Consider the following 17,250-nt stretch of genomic DNA (forward strand, 5'->3'; position numbering starts at 1 on the left):
CGGGCCGAGGTCGGCGGGGGTCGTTACGCTGGAGGGATGCCGCAGACTCCCCGTGACCCGTACGAGGATCTGCCGTACGCAGACGAGCCCTGGGACGGCGCAGGGTGGGAGCCCTCCGAGCCGCCGGAGCCCATGGACTGGGAGCCGCAGGGCGCCGGGTTCGAGCCTCCGCTCGACTGGGGCCCCGGTCCCGTGACGCCCGTGACGACGAAGGCCGGGCGGTCGGCGTCCCGCCCGACGGCATCCTCCGCACCGTCCTCTGCGGCATCCGCTCCCGCGGTGCGGCACGCCACCCCCAGTCGGTATCCATCGGCGGCCGAGGCGCTGCACACGGTCTTCGGCTACGACGAGTTCCGCGGCGACCAGGCCGCGATCGTCGATCAGGTCATCGGCGGCGGCGACGCGGTCGTGCTCATGCCGACCGGCGGCGGAAAGAGCGTGACCTATCAGGTTCCCGCTCTCGTGCGCGAGGGCACGGGTCTCGTGATCAGCCCGCTCATCGCCCTCATGCACGATCAGGTCGACGCCCTGCGGGCCAACGGCGTCAACGCTGCGTATCTCAACTCCACGCAGGGGATCGACGAGAGGCGCGAGGTCGAACGGGCGTACGTCGCCGGTGAGCTCGACCTCATCTACGTCGCCCCCGAGCGGCTGTCGTCGCCGCAGACCACGGCGCTGCTGCAGCGAGGCACGCTCAGCGTGATCGCGATCGACGAGGCGCACTGCGTGTCGCAGTGGGGCCACGACTTCCGCCCCGACTACCTCGCGCTCGGCGACCTCGGCGAGCGGTTCCCCGGGGTTCCGCGCATGGCGCTCACCGCGACCGCCACCCGTGCGACGCATAAAGAGCTCACCGAGCGACTCAGGCTCGACACGGCGAAGCACTACGTCGCCAGCTTCGATCGGCCGAACATCCAGTACCGCATCGTGCCCAAGGTCGATCCGCGCAAGCAGCTGGTCTCGTTCATCCGCGCGCAGCCGGAGGGCTCGGTGGGCATCGTCTATGCGCTGAGCCGCAAGTCGGTCGAGCAGACGGCGGCGTATCTCGCGGCGCAGGGTTTCGACGCCCTGCCGTACCACGCGGGCCTTCCCGCCGAGGTGCGGGCGAAGAACCAGTCGCGGTTCCTGCGCGAAGACGGTGTGGTGATGGTCGCGACGATCGCCTTCGGCATGGGCATCGACAAGCCAGACGTGCGCTTCGTCGCCCACATCGACCTGCCGAAGTCCGTCGAAGGGTACTACCAGGAGACCGGGCGTGCGGGCCGCGACGGCGAACCGTCGATCGCGTGGATGGCCTACGGGCTCGGCGACGTGGTGCAGCAGCGGCGCATGATCGATCAGAGCCCGGGCGACCGCACCTTCAAGATGCGCATGGGGCAGCACCTCGACGCGATGCTCGCGCTGTGCGAGACGGTCGAGTGCCGTCGACAGAATCTGCTCGGCTACTTCGGACAGGAGTCCCAGCCCTGCGGCAACTGCGACACCTGCCTCGAGACGACCGAGACCTTCGACGGGCTCGTCCCCGCGCAGAAGCTGCTCTCGACGATCGTTCGCCTCAAGCGCGAGCGCAACCAGTCGTTCGGAGCCGGTCATCTGATCGACATCCTGCGCGGGGCCTCGACCGAGCGCATCCGCCAGCAGGGCCACGAGAAGCTCGCGACCTACGGCATCGGCGCCGACCTCTCGGATCAGGACTGGCGCAGCGTTGTCCGTCAGCTGCTCGCGCGCGGCATCATCGTGGCGCAGGGCGACTACGGCACGCTCGCGCCCGGCGAGCAGTCGGTCGGCGTGCTGAAGGGCGAGACGCCTGTGCCGCTGCGCAAGGACACGATCGGGCGACCGGCGTCTTCACCGCGGGCCCGCAAGGCGAGTGCGGCGGATGCTCTCGACGCCGGCGACCGTCCGCTGTTCGAGGCGCTGCGTGCGTGGCGTGCCGAGACCGCGCGGGAGCAGGGGGTTCCCGCCTACATCGTCTTCGGCGATGCCACGCTGCGCGCTCTGGCCGAGCACCGGCCGGCCTCGCTCGCCGACCTCGACGGCATCACCGGCATCGGCGCCAAGAAGCGCGACGCCTACGGCGAGGGCGTGCTCGCGGTGATCGCCGCGGCCTGACGCCGTCTGAGGCCTCCGGCAGGACGTCGCACGCGTCAGCGCAGCGGAAGAACGTCGTCGAGATGGGCGCGCAGGTGGGCGGTGATGTCGACCGCGTCCCTGTCGTACAGCCATTGATACTGCAGCCCGTCCCACATCGCGACGAGCCAGACGGCCTCGTGCTCGGGGTCGCGATGCTCCGACAGGTCCCCGTCGACCTGCGCGAGCCGGAAGAGCTCGGCGAAGTAGCCGATGACCTCCTCGAAGCGCTCGGCGAAGTAGTCGTGGGCGGGGTGCGTCGCGGGAACGGCCTCGCACGACAGCACCGCATACACCTCGATCAGGCCCGGCTCGTCGAGTGCGCTGACGCGCGCGCCGGTGGGGAGATCACGCAGTGCGGCCCCGGCTCGTTCGGGATGCTCGTCCTCGCTGCGCTCCTGAATGGCGCGGTCGCGCTCGGTGAGCACGGCGCTCAGCAGCAGCTCCTTCGAGGGATAGTGGTGCAGGAGCGTCGACTTCGACACCCCGACAGCCTTGGCGATGTCGCTGAGGCTCGTGTCGCCGTATCCTCCCCGCGAGAACAGACGCATCGCGTCCGCGAGGATCTGCGCCCGACGGCGTCGACCGACTGCGTAACCGGGCTCGTTGTCGCCAGCGCCCTCGACGAGCGCCGCCGACATGACGGGCAACGGACCCGCGGCCGCGTCTGCGGGTGCGGGCTGAGCGGGGTCGCGCCAACCGACGGGCAGCGCCCACAGCGATTCGCGCTCCTCGAGCATCTGCACGACGTCGACGCGGTCTGGAAGGTACTGCGAGATCAGCTGCAGCCCGTCCCAGCCGGCCATGTGACGGGTGGTCTCGTCTGACACATCCCGGCCGGCGTCGATGGTGCCGTGCAGCGCCGCGTCCTCGAGCACCTCCGAGCTCAGCTCACGCAGACGGGCGTATCGCTGTCGCATCCGCTCGTGGGCCGGATGCTCGGGGGCCGACGCCTCGCCCGTGAGTGCCGCGAAGAGCCCCAGGTAACCCGGGGTGCGCGCGTTGCGCCGTGCGACGTCGGCGAAGATCAGCTCTCCCGAGTCCGATGCCGCCCCGACCAGATCGAACGCCCTCTCGTTCTCCTCCTCGAATCCGGCGACGACTTCGGCGAGCAGGTCGTCCTTCGAGGCGAAGTGGCCGAGGAGGCCGGGATGGCTCACGGATGCCGCGGCGGCGATGTCGCGCAGGGACGTCGAGCGGTACCCGTTCGAGATGAACAACTCGCGGGCGGCGTCCACGATCCGCTGGCGCGTGGCCGCGGCGCGCGCCTGACGCGAGCCTGTCGTCGTCGCTGTCGTCATCGCTCCCCCTTCCCCCTCATTCTCTCTCATTACCAGTCGGTAGACATTCACTTACCAAACGGTCGAGATTCGTGTATCGTCTTCCTCACGTCCGGTCGCAGATGACCGACGAACCTTGCCCGAAAGGATCCCCCGTGACAGAGCTGTCATCGGCCGCGACTGCGGCTGCCGTCGGTACCACCGGCTTCAAAGTCCCCGGCACCACGCCGCTGAAGACGCCCCGCGGATATACGCCCGGACTCGCCGCCGTGAACTTCGGCGTCTACCTGGCGCTTCTCACCCCCGTGATGGTGTCTATGGCGTTCAAGATCCAGCGCCTCGACCCCACGAACACCGAGGCGAGCCTCGGCCTCGTGATGGGCGTCGGCGCTGCATTCGCGCTCATCGCGAACCCGCTGGTGGGGCGTCTCTCCGACCGCACGACCTCGAAATGGGGCATGCGCCGCCCCTGGATCCTCGGCGGAGCGATCGTCGGTCTCGGCGGCTTCGCGATCATCGGCGCCGCGACCTCGGTGCTCGTCGTGCTGCTGGCCTGGTGCCTCGTGCAGGCGTCGATGAACGCGGTGCTCGCTGCAGCCAACGCCACGCTGCCCGACCAGGTGCCGGTCTCGAGCCGCGGCAAGGTCTCGGGCATCATCGGCATCACGACACCCATCGGCATCCTCGCCGGCAGCTTCATCGTGAACTTCCTCCCCGGTGACTTCGAGCGATTCTTCGTCCCCGGTGCGATCGCGCTGATCCTGGTCGTCGTCTTCGTGCTCACCCTGAAGGATCGTCGTCTCACCGAGAAGCCGGCCACACGCTTCACTGTCGGCACGTTCTTCGGCTCGTTCGTGTTCAACCCCCGCAAGCACCCGGACTTCGGCTGGACCTGGCTGACCAAGTTCTTCGTGATGTTCGGCTACGCGGGCATCGCCACGTTCCTTCCGCTCTACCTCGTCAACAGGTTCGAGCTCGACGAGCAGGGGGCGGTCGGCACGATCCTCATCGCGAACCTCGCATCGATGGCCGCCATGGCCATCTCCGCTCCGCTCGGAGGGTTCCTGTCCGACAAGATCGGCAAGCGCCGACCGTTCGTCGCGATCGCCGGAGTGATCATGGTCGTCGGTCTCGTGATCCTGGCCCTGGCGCCCTCGATCCCGGTCGTCATCGTCGCGCAGGCCATCATCGGGCTGGGTGCCGGCTCATTCCTCTCGGTCGACCTCGCCCTCGCCACCGAGGTGCTGCCGAACCCCGATGATGTCGCCAAGGACCTCGGCGTGCTGAACATCGCGAACGCGCTTCCGCAGTCGATCGCTCCCGCCATCGCGCCGAGCATCATCGCGCTCGGCGCCGCGACCCCGCTCGGTGGATACACCACCTGGTATCTGTTCGGGGCGCTCGTCGCGCTCGCCGGCGCCGTTCTCGTCTTCCGCATCAAGGGAGTCAAGTGACCATGACGAACATCGATGTCATCACCGCACGACCATGGCTCGACACGAGCCTGACGATCGATGAGCGCGTGCAGCTGCTCCTCGATGAGATGACCGTCGTAGAGAAGGCCGGGCTGTTCTTCCACACGATGATCGCGATCGGCGACCTCGACGAGGCGAATCCGATCTTCGGCACTCCGAGCGCGCGCGAGTTCGTCGAGGTCAAGAACATGACCCACTTCAATCTGCTCGGCGCCGCGCCCACCGGTCGCGAGATCGCGGCGTGGCAGAACGAGCTGCAGCGGCTCGCCGCATCGACGAGGCTCGGCATCCCGGTCACTCTGTCGACCGACCCGCGGCATTCGTTCAGCGAGAACCCCGGGGCATCGATCCTCGCAGGGCCGTTCTCGCAGTGGCCGGAGACGCTCGGTCTCGCAGCTACTCGAGACCCTGAGCTCGTCGAGCGGTTCGCCGATATCGCTCGCCAGGAATATACGGCGGTCGGTCTTCGCGTGGCGCTCCACCCGCAGGTCGATCTCGCCACCGAACCTCGGTGGGCCCGGCAGACCGCCACCTTCGGAGAGGACCCGGAGCTGACGGGCATTCTCGGAGCGGCATATATCCGCGGGTTCCAAGGAGAGTCCTTCGGCCCAGGGTCCGTCTCGACCATGACGAAGCACTTCCCCGGTGGCGGCCCGCAGCTCGACGGCGAGGATCCGCACTTCCCCTACGGCCGCGAGCAGGTCTACCCGGGCGGCGAGTTCGAGCTGCACCTCAAGCCCTTCGAAGACGCCCTCGCCGCGGGCACCCGACAGATGATGCCGTACTACGGCATGCCGGTCGGCACCGAGTACGAGGAGGTCGGCTTCGGCTTCAACAGGTCGGTCATCACGGGGCTGCTGCGCGAGCGGTTCGGGTTCGACGGGCTCGTCTGCACCGACTGGGGGCTGATCAACGATGCCGAGATCTTCGGGCAGCCGTTCCCCGCCCGCGCATGGGGTGTCGAAGACCTGACGCCGCGCGAGCGGATGCTCAAGGTGCTGGATGCCGGTGTCGATCAGTTCGGTGGAGAGGACTGCCCAGAACTGCTGCTGGAGCTCATCGCCGACGGCTCTGTGTCGGAAGACAGGCTCGATGTCTCGGCCTCAAGGATCCTGCGCGAGAAGTTCGAGCTCGGGCTCTTCGAGGCCCCGTTCGTCGACGAGGATGCGGCTGATGAGATCGTCGGACGCGCCGAGTTCCGTGCCGCCGGAGAGGCAGCGCAACGCGCCTCCGTCACGGTGCTGACGAACGACGGCTCGCTGCCGTTCGCCACCGGGCTCAAGCTCTATGTCGAAGGGATCGACGCCGAGGTCGCCGCGGCCTACGGCGAGGTCGTCCCGACTCCGGACGAGGCCGATCTCGCGATCGTCCGCCTGCAGGCGCCCTTCGAGCAGCGCGACACCACCTTCGAGAACTTCTTCCATGCGGGCTCGCTCGAGTTCCCCGACGAGGTGCTCGATCACGTCCGTGCGATTGCGGGTGCCGTGCCGACCGTGGTCGACGTGCTCGCCGATCGTCCGCCGATCCTCCAGCCGATCACGGATGCCGCGGCTGCCGTCACCGTCAACTGGGGCGTCTCCGCGGCAGCGCTGCTCGACGTGCTGAGTGGCGTCGCCAGCGCGCAGGGCAGGCTGCCGTTCGACCTGCCGAGGTCGATGGCGGCGGTCGTCGCCTCGCGTCCGGACGTGCCCTTCGACACCGCAGATCCGCTCTTCCGATTCGGTCACGGGCTCACGCTCTAGCACTCGCCCGCCCCTCTGAGACCGCCCCGCAGGCATCGACCTGCGGGGCGGTCTTCGTCGTTCCGAGGGCTCGCGGCTGCGTGCTGTCGGGATGACCTTTCGTCCGTCGAAACGTGAGGGGCGTGATCAACCTGCCGATCGGTTGCGTTCAGACGTGCACAAACGTCTCGTTATATGACGTTGAGCGAATGAAGTCTGGACGTTCACTGGACTTAACATTCGAAATCCCGCAATACTGTCTGGACATGCGCTCGGTCGGCACCTGTCGACGCCTGGGGAGGGCCTTGTGACGCGGAACATCTGCATCACGGGAGAGGCGAATGAGAATCATCGAGGGGAAGACTCTGCGGCGACGCAGAGCGATCGGGGGAGGCATCGCCGGCGTCACCGTCGGAGCGGTGGTCCTCGCGGGTGCGTTGGTGCCGACAGCGGCGAACGCGCTCGACGACGCGAATCCGAACGATCCGTCGGTAGCGCAGGGGCAGATCGTCCAGTTGCCCGCCGATCTGCTCGGCGGACTCGACATCGCCGCGCTCGGTCACACGATCACCAGCAACCCCGCCGCGGCGGGGCCGGAGCTCGGCGGTCTCGATCTGGCACTGCTCGAGGCGCTCAGCATCGACGTCGGCACGCTCAACGTGCCGCTGCTGACCGACGGCACGACGCCCGGACTGCTGCAGCTCGGCGATCTGGGAGGCGCGCAGAGCTTCAGCTCCTCGCCGACCCAGACGCAGTCGATCGCATCGGCGGGCGCCATCACCTCCGGTGGTGCGATCGACGCCGGGGCCATCGACGGAAGCGTGAACCCGGGAACCCTCGAGCTGACAGACCTCTTCGACCAGCTGAACGTCGCCGGTCTCACCGATGCGGTCCTCGACGAGGCGTCGATCGGCATCGGAGCCCTCGCATCGCGAGCCGAGTCAACCACGGGCGTGGCCGCCTCGGAGTACCGCGTCGCGGGCCTGAACCTCGATCTGCACAGCAACCTGGTCGCGGGTCTCGCGACCACACTGGGCTCGGCCATCCAGGGCACGGTGACCCCCGTGAGCGACCTCACCGGTCCCGGTGGAGCACTCACGGGTCTCGTCACGACGCTCGTGAACACGATCAACGCGATTCCGGACGTGCCCCTCGTCGCCGCCTTCGAGGCGACAGGTGGAACGGTCGAGATCGCCGGTATCGACACGGTCGGCGACACCGTCGTCGCCGAGCTGCTCACCGAGCCGCTCGAGAACACCACCGGCTCGGTGCTCGTCGATCTGACGGACGGGACGATCTCTGTCGATCTCGCCCAGATCCTCGTCGAGACGGGTGCCGGCGCCGATCTCAACTCGCTCCCGGCGAACACCCCGGTGCTGTCCGGAGACACGATCGCAGCGATCCAGCAGGGCGTCACCTCGGCGCTCACCGGAACGCATCCGAACAGCCTCAACGGCAAGGTCTCCACGATCCTCGACTCCACTCTGGACTCGCTCGCAGTGACGGTCACGGTCGGGGTGGATCTCACCAACCCGCTCACCGGTCTCGACCTGCTGTCAGGCGATGTGACGGTCGCCGGCAGCCTGGCCCAGTTCGCGGGCACGGCCACACCGGTGCCCGCCGTCACCACCGACATCTCCCTCGCGGGGCTCAACATCGGGTTGCTGCTGAATCCGGTGGTGAGCGCTGTCACGACGGCGGTCGCCACGACGACCGGACCGCTGGTGAATACGGCCCTGACCAGCGTCATCCCGCTCGTCCAGCCGGCCCTCGCTGCGGTGACCGGCCCTGTGCTCTCGACGCTCGACCCCGTGCTGCAGGGCGTTCTGTCGCAGGTCGCGACCATCACGATCAACGAGCAGTCAGAGCCCGGAGACATCCCGGGTGACAGCTTCACCGTGCGAGCACTCGCGATCGATCTGCTGCCGGCCGTGGGCGGAGGAGTCGAACTCGACTTCGCATCGTCGACGGTGAAGGCGGCGGTCGCCGCGGTCGCCGCGATCGACGCGGCCGACACTGTTCAGGCGGGCACGAGCCTTCCTGTCACGGGTTCCGGCTGGCCGGCGAACACCGATGTCTCGGTGCAGGTCACGAGCGCAGGGGGCACGCCGGTCAATGACCCGGTGACCCTGACGACCGATGGGTCGGGCAATCTCACCGGGGGCGTCTTCATCCCCGCGTCGACACCGCCCGGCACCGGATACATCGTGACGGCCACGGACGGCACCAGCACCGCGACGGACACCACCGAGGTCACGGCCGCTGCCGCGATCGACGCCGCACCTGCAGTGCAGGACGGCACGAACCTCGGCATCTCGGGAACGAACTGGCCGGGAAGCACCCAGATCTCGCTGCAGCTGACCGCGCCCGGTGGCGGCGCGAACGTCGGCGGCCCCGAGCTCGTCACCACCGACCCGTCTGGCGCGTTCACCTTCGATTACCCGGTGCCGGCCGGCACCCCTGCGGGAACCGGCTACACGGTCACCGCGACGGCCGGCACGCAGACGGCGACGGACACGACCGAGGTCACGAATGCTCCGGTCGCGTCGATCGATGCGGCCGCGGTCGTTCAGGCCGGGACCGATCTCGCCGTCTCCGGCGCCAACTGGCCGGCGAACACCGAGATCTCGGTGCAGCTGACCGCCCCTGGCGGAGACGCGGATGTCGGTGGCCCTGAAACAGTCACCACGAACGGCGACGGCGAGTTCACCCTCGCATATCCGGTGCCCGCCTCGGCGGTGCCGGGAACGGCGTACACGGTCACCGCGACCGACGGAACCGACACGGCGATCGACACGACCGAGGTGACGGCCGCTGCTGTGGTCGACGCCCCGGCGACGGTGCAGGCAGGCACGAGCCTTCCCCTCACCGGTGCGAACTGGCCGGCGAACACCGTCATCGAGGTGCAGCTCACCGACCCCGACGGCGGTGACGTGGGCGGTCCCGAGACGGTCACGACCGACGGAGACGGCGGGTTCACGCTGAACTACCCGGTTCCCGCATCGGCCACACCGGGCACGGGCTACACGGTCACCGCGACCGTGGGCGCACAGACGGCGACCGACACGACCGAGGTGACCGCTGCTGCAGCGGTCGATGCCGCGGCGACGGTGCAGGCAGGCTCGAGCCTTCCCGTCACCGGCACCGGCTGGCCTGCGAACACCGAGGTCTCGGTGGTGCTGACGGCACCGGGTGGCGGAACGACCGTCGGCGCTCCTGCGACGGTCACGACCGATGCGTCCGGCGGGTTCACGCTGAACTACCCGGTTCCCGCTTCGGCGGCTCCGGGTGCGGGCTACACGGTCACCGCGACGGTCGGCGCCCAGACGGCGACGGACACGACGGCTGTGACCGCGGCGGCGACCGTCGACGCGGCGGCAACCGTCGAGGCGGGCACCGACCTCGCCGTCTCCGGCGCCGACTGGCCGGCCGATACCGAGGTCACCGTGCAGTTGACCGCACCGGGTGGCGCGCTCATCGGCACACCCCAGACGGTGACGACCGGCGCTCTCGGTGGCTTCGCGATCGACTATCCGGTGCCGGCGGGAACCCCCGCAGGCACGGGCTACACGGTCACTGCGAGCGTGGGCGACCAGACGGCGACCGACACGACCGAGGTGACGGCGGCTCCTGTCGTCGTCGACGCGGCCGCATCGGTCCCGGCCGGCACCAACCTCGCCGTCACCGGCTCCGGCTGGCCCGTGAACTCCACGGTGTCCCTGCAGCTCACCGCCCCCGGTGGTGGAGCGGACGTCGGAGGTCCCGTGACTGCGACCACCGACGAGTTCGGTGCGTTCACGGAGAACTATCCGGTCCCGGCAGATGCCGAACCCGCTGCGGGATACCTGCTCACCGCCACATCCGGTGCGTTCAGCGACACGGACACCACCGAGGTGACCGCTGGCGACCCGGGCGACGTCAACACCAACGCGGCCGCATCGGCGTCGGCTTCGGCTGACGCCACTGCAGGCGGCGACCCGTCGGCTCAGGCGGCGGCGGAGGCCGCAGCTCTCGCCGACGCGACGTCGGCTGCATCGGCGGCGGCGACATCTGACGCCACCTCGGCGGCAGAGGCTGCGGCGACGCCCGACGCATCGTCGACGGCGACCACCGATGTCACCTCGACGGCCAACGCCTCGGCGGCTGTGGCTGCGCAGGCGGCGGCGCAGGCCGACGCGTCGGACGACGTGAACGCGGATGCATCGACAGCGGCGGAGTCGAACTCCGCGGCCTCGTCGGAGTCGGCGGCGACGACGGACGCCTCGACCGACGCCTCTTCCGAGGCCTCGGCGAACACGAACGCGGCGGCTTCGGCATCCGCTTCGGCGAATGCCGACGCCTCGACCGACGCGATCGCAGAAGCATCTGCACAGGCTGCGGCCTTCGCGGATGCCACTGCAGAGGGGTCGGCCGCGGCTGACCCGGCTGCCGAGGCTGCGGCGGAATCGGCGGCGACGGCGACGTCGTCGACGGCCGCAACGGCTGACGCGACCTCGGAGGCGAACGCCGGAGCGGCGATCGCGGCTCAGGCCGCGGCGCTGGCCGACGCGACGACCGACACCGCGGCTGAGGCCTCGGCCACGTCGGACGCGTCGACGAGCGCGGCATCGAACGCGAGTGCGGCGGCGATCGCCAACGCCTCGACCGACGCCTCCTCCGACGCGGTCGCCACGGCTGACGCGTCTGCGGCGGCGGATCCGACGGCTGAAGCCGACACCAACGCCTCGGCATCTGCGGCGGCATCTGCTCAGGCGGATGACGACAGCAACGCTGCNGACGCGTCTGCGGCGGCGGATCCGACGGCTGAAGCCGACACCAACGCCTCGGCATCTGCGGCGGCATCTGCTCAGGCGGATGACGACAGCAACGCTGCTGCTCAGGCGGCGGCGGTCGCTGCGGCGCTGGCCGACGCGACGAGCTCCGCTTCGGCGGCGGCTGACGTGACGGCTGATGCGGCGGCGTCGGCGGCGGCCACGGACGACGCGTCCACGGATGCCTCGGCCACGGCCACGACGGATGCGAACGCATCTGCTGCTGCGGCTGCTCAGGCGGCGGCGCAGAACGACGCGACCTCGACGAGTGCGGCTGACGCCTCGGCCTCGGCGGATGCCGACCCGAACGCGTCGGCGGCCGCGGCTGCCAACGCCACCTCGTCGGCCACGGCCTCGGCGACGGCTGCTGCTGATGCCTCCGCCACGGCTGACGCGTCTGCGGCGGCGGATCCGACGGCTGAAGCCGACACCAACGCCTCGGCATCTGCGGCGGCATCTGCTCAGGCGGATGACGACAGCAACGCTGCTGCCACGGCTGACGCGTCTGCGGCGGCGGATCCGACGGCTGAAGCCGACACCAACGCCTCGGCATCTGCGGCGGCATCTGCTCAGGCGGATGACGACAGCAACGCTGCGGCTCAGGCGGCGGCGGTCGCTGCGGCACTGGCTGACGCGACGAGCTCCGCTTCGGCGGCGGCTGACGTGACGGCTGATGCGGCGGCGTCGGCGGCGGCCACGGACGACGCATCCACGGATGCCTCGACCACGGCCACCACGGACGCCAACGCGTCTGCCGCTGCTGCTGCGGCGGCTCAGGCGACGGCGCAGAACGATGCGACCTCGACGAGTGCGGCTGACGCCTCGGCCTCGGCCGATGCCGACCCGAACGCGTCGGCGGCCGCGGCTGCCAATGCCTCATCGTCGGCCACGGCGTCTGCGACGGCTGCTGCTGATGCCTCCGCCGAGGCCGCTGCCGAGGCATCCGCCTCGGCGACGGCTGAAGCCTCGGCCTCTGCGGATGCGGATGCGGATGCAGACCCGACCGGCAAGATCGCCATCACGATCAAGGACCCGGTTCTGGAGCGCGGCGAGAAGCAGACGGCGGTCGGCACCGGGTTCAAGCCCGGCGAATCCGTCACCGGAGTGATGACCTCCGAGCCGATCGCACTGGGGACCAAGGTCGCCGATGCGCAGGGCACGGTCACCTTCACCTGGACCATCCCGTCGAGCACCGACCTCGGAACCCACGCGGTGACCCTGACCGGAGCGACCTCCGGCAGCGTCTCGGCCTCGTTCCAGGTCGTGGCCACAGGCCTCGCCACCACCGGTGGTGAAGTCCAGGGCGGGTGGATCGCGCTGGCGGCTCTGCTGCTGATGCTCGGGCTCGGGATGACGAGGGTCGCGCGTTCCAGACGGCCGCTCGCCCAGACGGAGTAACGCAGTGCAGGAACGCTGAGAGGTCGGGGCCGTCGCTGCGGCGGCCCCGGCCCTCAGCGGTGAGAAGGATGTGGATGAGCACGATGACTGAGACCTCACCGGAAGTGCAGGATGCGGCGACTGCCGTGGCCGCCCCGCGACCGCGCCCGACCTGGTGGGTGAAGCTCATCGCATTCGCCGCCTGTCTGCTGACCCTGTGGCATGTGGGTGCGTCGTTCCTCTGGATCGCACCGTATTCGGCACTGCGAGAGATCCCCACTCAGGAGGTGCTGGCCGGGTACATGCTGCCCATGTTCGGTCAGTCGTGGAGCGTCTTCGCTCCCGAGCCGATCAACGGCGACTACCACTTCAACGTCCGCGCCGTTATAGAGAAGGACGGCCAGGAGATCGAGACCGGGTGGGTGAGCGCCACCGACGTCGAGCTCTCGATGATCCGCTACAACCTGTTCCCGCCTCGCGCCGGCATCCAGTCGAGTGAGGTCGCGAGCGGTCAGATGAACGCGTTCAACAAGCTGGACGACGATCAGAAGGCCGTCGTGGGACTCGACTTCACCGAGGAGGGCTGGGAGGAGTGGATGGTGCGCTCCTTCGATGAGCTCGAGGGCGAGAAGCCGTCGACCGAGGCGTACATGGCCGAGGAGCACCTGTCGACCGCCTACGCCACTCAGGTGGCCTATGCGATCTGGGGCGCCGATGCAGTCGTCCAGGTCCAGTACCGCGTGAGCCGCCAGAACGTCGTCCCCTACGCCGATCGCAACGATCCGAGCGCGCAGCGTCCCGATCCCACGTTCTCGACCACCGGGTGGCGACTGCCTATAGAAGAGGAAGGGCAGAGTCGCGAGAACTTCGCCGACACCTTCCGCGCCCAGTTCGAGAGGATCCAGCCGTGAGCGCGCCGATCAAGACCGCGCCCAAGGGCGACGCGAAGAAGAAGAAGAAGGATGCCGGGTCTCAAACCGCCAGGTCGACGCTCACCGCGCCTCCGCCGGCATCCGCACCTCCGGCGCCTGCTCCGTCTGTCTCGCCTGCTCCTTCTCCCTCTCCGACATCACAGCCGCAGCTGCAGCCGCCCCGTTCATTCGTGACGCGTCTGCTGAGCTTCGTCTCATCGATGATCGGCGGGCTGTGGTCGATGGTCCTCTCGGCGATCGACCGGATCTCTGCGTTCGTGGGGGACTGGCTCTTCAACGGCAAGAAGGCCCTCTACGGCCTGGCGGTCACCCGCATCCTCTTCGGCATCACGGCGATCGGCCTGCTCGCGTCGAACTTCGGCACTCGTCTCTATACGTTCGGCTCGGGGTCGGCGTGGAACGGCGAGCTCGCCGAACCCGTCAGCGAGTTCCCGAAGATCTGGATCTTCAGCGCGTTCCATGCGGCGATGGGCAATGACGTCCTCTATACCGCTCTCTATCTGCTGCTCGGCGTGCTGGCCGTGCTGTTCGTGCTGGGCTGGCGCTTCCGGATCGTCCTGCCGGTGTTCTTCTGCCTCTGGGTGGGGTTCATCGAAGCCAACGACATGGTGGGCGACCAGGGCGACAACATGTTCCGCATCGCCCTGCTGCTGCTGTTCTTCGCAGACCCCGCCGCTCGGTGGTCGCTCGACGCCAGACGACGTGCGAAGAACGGCGAGTGGTTCGCTCCGGGGAGCCAACCGGCTCTTCTGGGCACCGTCTTCCACAATCTGGCCCTCGTGGCGCTCACCGCCCAGGTGTGCTTCGTCTACGCCTCCGGCGCTCTGTACAAAGCCGGCGGTGCGCCCTGGGAAGAGGGCTACGCGGTGTACAACCCGCTGCAGACCGCCCGGTTCGGCACGTGGCCGGTTCTGAGCGACCTCGTCACGACGTGGGGGCCGATGGTCGTCGCCGCGACCTGGGGATCGATCATCCTGCAGGTGGCGTTCCCACTGATGCTGCTCACGCGGCCGACGCGTCTCATCGGCCTCGTCGGCATCCTCTCGTTCCACATCGGCATCGGCGTGCTGATGGGATTGCCCTGGTTCTCGCTCACGATGATCGCGATCGACTCGATCTTCATCCGTGATCGGACCTGGGCGCGTCTGAGCTCCGGCACGAGACGGCGGTGGGAGCAGGCGCAGACGGCCCCGCCCCGGCCGTCAGGCGTGGAGGCCTGAAGTCGCGGTCTCGCGCGGACTGTGGTCTGACGACAATCCGTCGGGGCGATGTGCCCGCAGGTAGTTGGAGGATGCGTACACAGCAGTTCGCTCCTGGTTGTGGCACACCTACCATGGGCGTATCACTACTTCCCTCTGAGAGGAACGCTCATGGTCGACGCCGCCGTCCGTCCGAAGACGACTCGCCCCCACACCGACAACGCGGACGCGAACCTGCGGATCGACGTCGCTCGGGTCACCGACCTGCTGATGGGCACGTGGGCCGACACCCGCCGTGAAGCGCGCGAGATGATCAAGGACTCGGCGTTCTGGCGCAAGGACGAACTGGGCAAGGACGAGCACCGCGAGCGCGTGCTCAGCCAGTTGCACCTGCTCGTCGACAACAAGGCCGTGCACCGCGCGTTCCCGAAGTCGCTGGGCGGCGAAGAGAACAACGGCGGGAACATCGCCGGCTTCGAGGAGCTCGTCGTCGCCGATCCGAGCCTGCAGATCAAATCGGGTGTGCAATGGGGGCTGTTCGGCTCGGCGATCCTGCAGCTGGGCACGACCGAGCACCACGAGAAGTGGCTGCCGGGAGTCATGGACCTCTCGATCCCCGGCGCCTTCGCGATGACCGAGATCGGGCACGGGTCAGATGTCGCCGCAGTCGGCACGACCGCGACGTACGACCCCGCGACGGAGGAGTTCGTCATCAACACGCCGTTCCGCGGCGCGACGAAGGAGTACCTCGGCAACGCCGCACTGCACGGCGTCGCGGCGACGGTGTTCGCCCAGCTGATCACGAACGGCGTCAACCACGGGGTGCACTGCTTCTACGTGCCGCTGCGCGGCGATGACGGCATCGACCTGCCGGGCATCGGACGAGAGGACGACGGCCTCAAGGGCGGACTGAACGGCATCGACAACGGCCGTCTGAGCTTCGACCACGTGCGCGTCCCCCGCACCAACCTGCTCAACAAGTACGGCGACGTCGCGGTCGACGGCGCGTACTCGAGCGCGATCGACAGCCCCGGCCGTCGCTTCTTCACGATGCTCGGCACACTCGTGCAGGGTCGGGTCTCGCTCGACGGCGCTGCCTGCTGGGCGTCCGCTCTCGGGCTCAAGATCGCGATCACATATGCCACGCAGCGCCGTCAGTTCGACGGGGCAGACGGGCAGGAGGTCGTGCTCCTCGACTACGGCAAGCACCAGCGACGCCTCTTCCCGCGGCTTGCGACGACGTATGCGCAGATCTTCGCGCACGACGAGTTCCTGCAGAAGTTCGACGGGGTGTTCTCGGGTCGCACCGATACCCCCGACGACCGCGAGGATCTCGAGACCCTGGCCGCGGCACTCAAGCCGCTGTCGACCTGGCACGCGCTCGACACACTGCAGGAGGCGCGAGAGGCCTGCGGCGGCGCCGGCTTCATGTTCGAGAACCGCCTCGTGGGTCTTCGGGCCGACCTCGACATCTACGTCACGTTCGAGGGCGACAACAACGTGCTGCTTCAGCTCGTCGGCAAGCGGCTGCTGACCGACTACGCCAAGCAGTTCACCGGCAAGGATGCTGCGGCTCTGGCCAAGTTCGCCGTCGGGATGACCGCGGGCAAGCTCTTCCACGGTGCCGGCCTGCGTCAGTTCGGCCAGTCGGTCGTCGACCTCGGGCAGGTCTCGCGTTCTGTCGAGAACGGCCTGCGCGAAGAGCAGCAGCACCTGCTGCTCGCCGAGCGCGTGCAGCAGATGGTCGCCGACATCGCCGGTCGTCTGCGCCCAGCGGGCAAGGACAAGGTGCTCGGCGCGAAGCTGTTCAACGAGAACCAGGCCGAGCTGATCGAGGCGGCCCGCGCACACGGCGAGCTGCTGCAGTGGGAGGCGTTCACCGATGCCGTCCACCGAGTCGATGACGCTGACACGAAGAAGGTTCTCACCTGGCTGCGCGACCTCTTCGGCCTGCAGCTCATCGAGAAGCACCTCGCGTGGCACCTCATCAACGGTCGACTCTCGACGCAGCGCGCCGCTGCGGTCTCGCGGTACATCGACCGCTTGTGCGCCCGGCTTCGCCCATACGCCCTCGACCTGGTCGATGCGTTCGGATACGAGCCCGAGCACGTCCGAGCGCCCATCGCGTCCGGTGCTGAGCGAGAGCGCCAGGACGAGGCCCGCGAGTACTACGCGACGCTCGCAGCATCCGGCGATGCACCTGTGCTGGAGAAGACGCTGAAGAAGAACGCCAAGCGCTGACGCGGCTTTCGCAGAGCAGGGAACCGGCCGGAATCGTGGGATTCCGGCCGGTTCCCTCCTGTTTGAGCCGCCGTCGTGCGGAGG

General features: G+C 68.8%; 7 protein-coding genes. 6 read left to right on the forward strand and 1 reads right to left on the reverse strand.

The genetic code is table 11. From position 1 onward, the window contains the following. Positions 1-36: 36 nt before the first annotated feature. Positions 37-2,112 carry a DNA helicase RecQ gene (recQ, locus tag ASF87_RS08555; protein WP_056375497.1) on the forward strand — a complete coding sequence of 692 codons (2,076 nt, stop codon included), beginning with the start codon at positions 37-39 and terminating at the stop codon, positions 2,110-2,112. A 35-nt stretch (positions 2,113-2,147) separates the two neighbouring features. Here recQ and ASF87_RS08560 read toward each other — a convergent pair whose 3' ends face one another. Further along, on the reverse strand, positions 2,148-3,431 hold the full coding sequence (locus tag ASF87_RS08560; RefSeq protein ID WP_056375498.1) for a TetR/AcrR family transcriptional regulator: 1,284 nt from the start codon (positions 3,429-3,431) through the stop codon (positions 2,148-2,150). A 134-nt stretch (positions 3,432-3,565) separates the two neighbouring features. Between ASF87_RS08560 and ASF87_RS08565 the strand changes: the two genes are divergently transcribed. The 5 genes from ASF87_RS08565 to ASF87_RS08590 all read left to right on the forward strand — a co-directional run bounded on the left by ASF87_RS08565 (position 3,566) and on the right by ASF87_RS08590 (position 17,166). Beyond that, positions 3,566-4,864 (forward strand): MFS transporter, encoded by a 1,299-nt coding sequence (locus ASF87_RS08565; RefSeq protein WP_056375499.1) that lies wholly within the window; start codon positions 3,566-3,568, stop codon positions 4,862-4,864. Positions 4,865-4,866: 2 nt separating this feature from the next. Further along, positions 4,867-6,627, forward strand: a complete 1,761-nt coding sequence (locus tag ASF87_RS08570) for a glycoside hydrolase family 3 protein (protein ID WP_157550026.1) — start codon at positions 4,867-4,869, stop codon at positions 6,625-6,627. A gap of 6,262 nt (positions 6,628-12,889) precedes the next feature. Beyond that, complete coding sequence (locus tag ASF87_RS08580) at positions 12,890-13,705, forward strand: DUF5819 family protein (protein WP_042537925.1); 816 nt, start codon at positions 12,890-12,892, stop codon at positions 13,703-13,705. Then, positions 13,702-14,946, forward strand: coding sequence for an HTTM domain-containing protein (locus ASF87_RS08585; protein WP_056375502.1), 1,245 nt, complete (start codon positions 13,702-13,704; stop codon positions 14,944-14,946). The genes ASF87_RS08580 and ASF87_RS08585 overlap by 4 nt, the downstream gene beginning before the upstream one ends. A gap of 150 nt (positions 14,947-15,096) precedes the next feature. Beyond that, complete coding sequence (locus ASF87_RS08590) at positions 15,097-17,166, forward strand: acyl-CoA dehydrogenase family protein (RefSeq protein WP_056375503.1); 2,070 nt, start codon at positions 15,097-15,099, stop codon at positions 17,164-17,166. Positions 17,167-17,250 lie beyond the last annotated feature (84 nt).

This window comes from Microbacterium sp. Leaf161, assembly GCF_001423645.1.
GTDB lineage: Bacteria > Actinomycetota > Actinomycetes > Actinomycetales > Microbacteriaceae > Microbacterium > Microbacterium forte.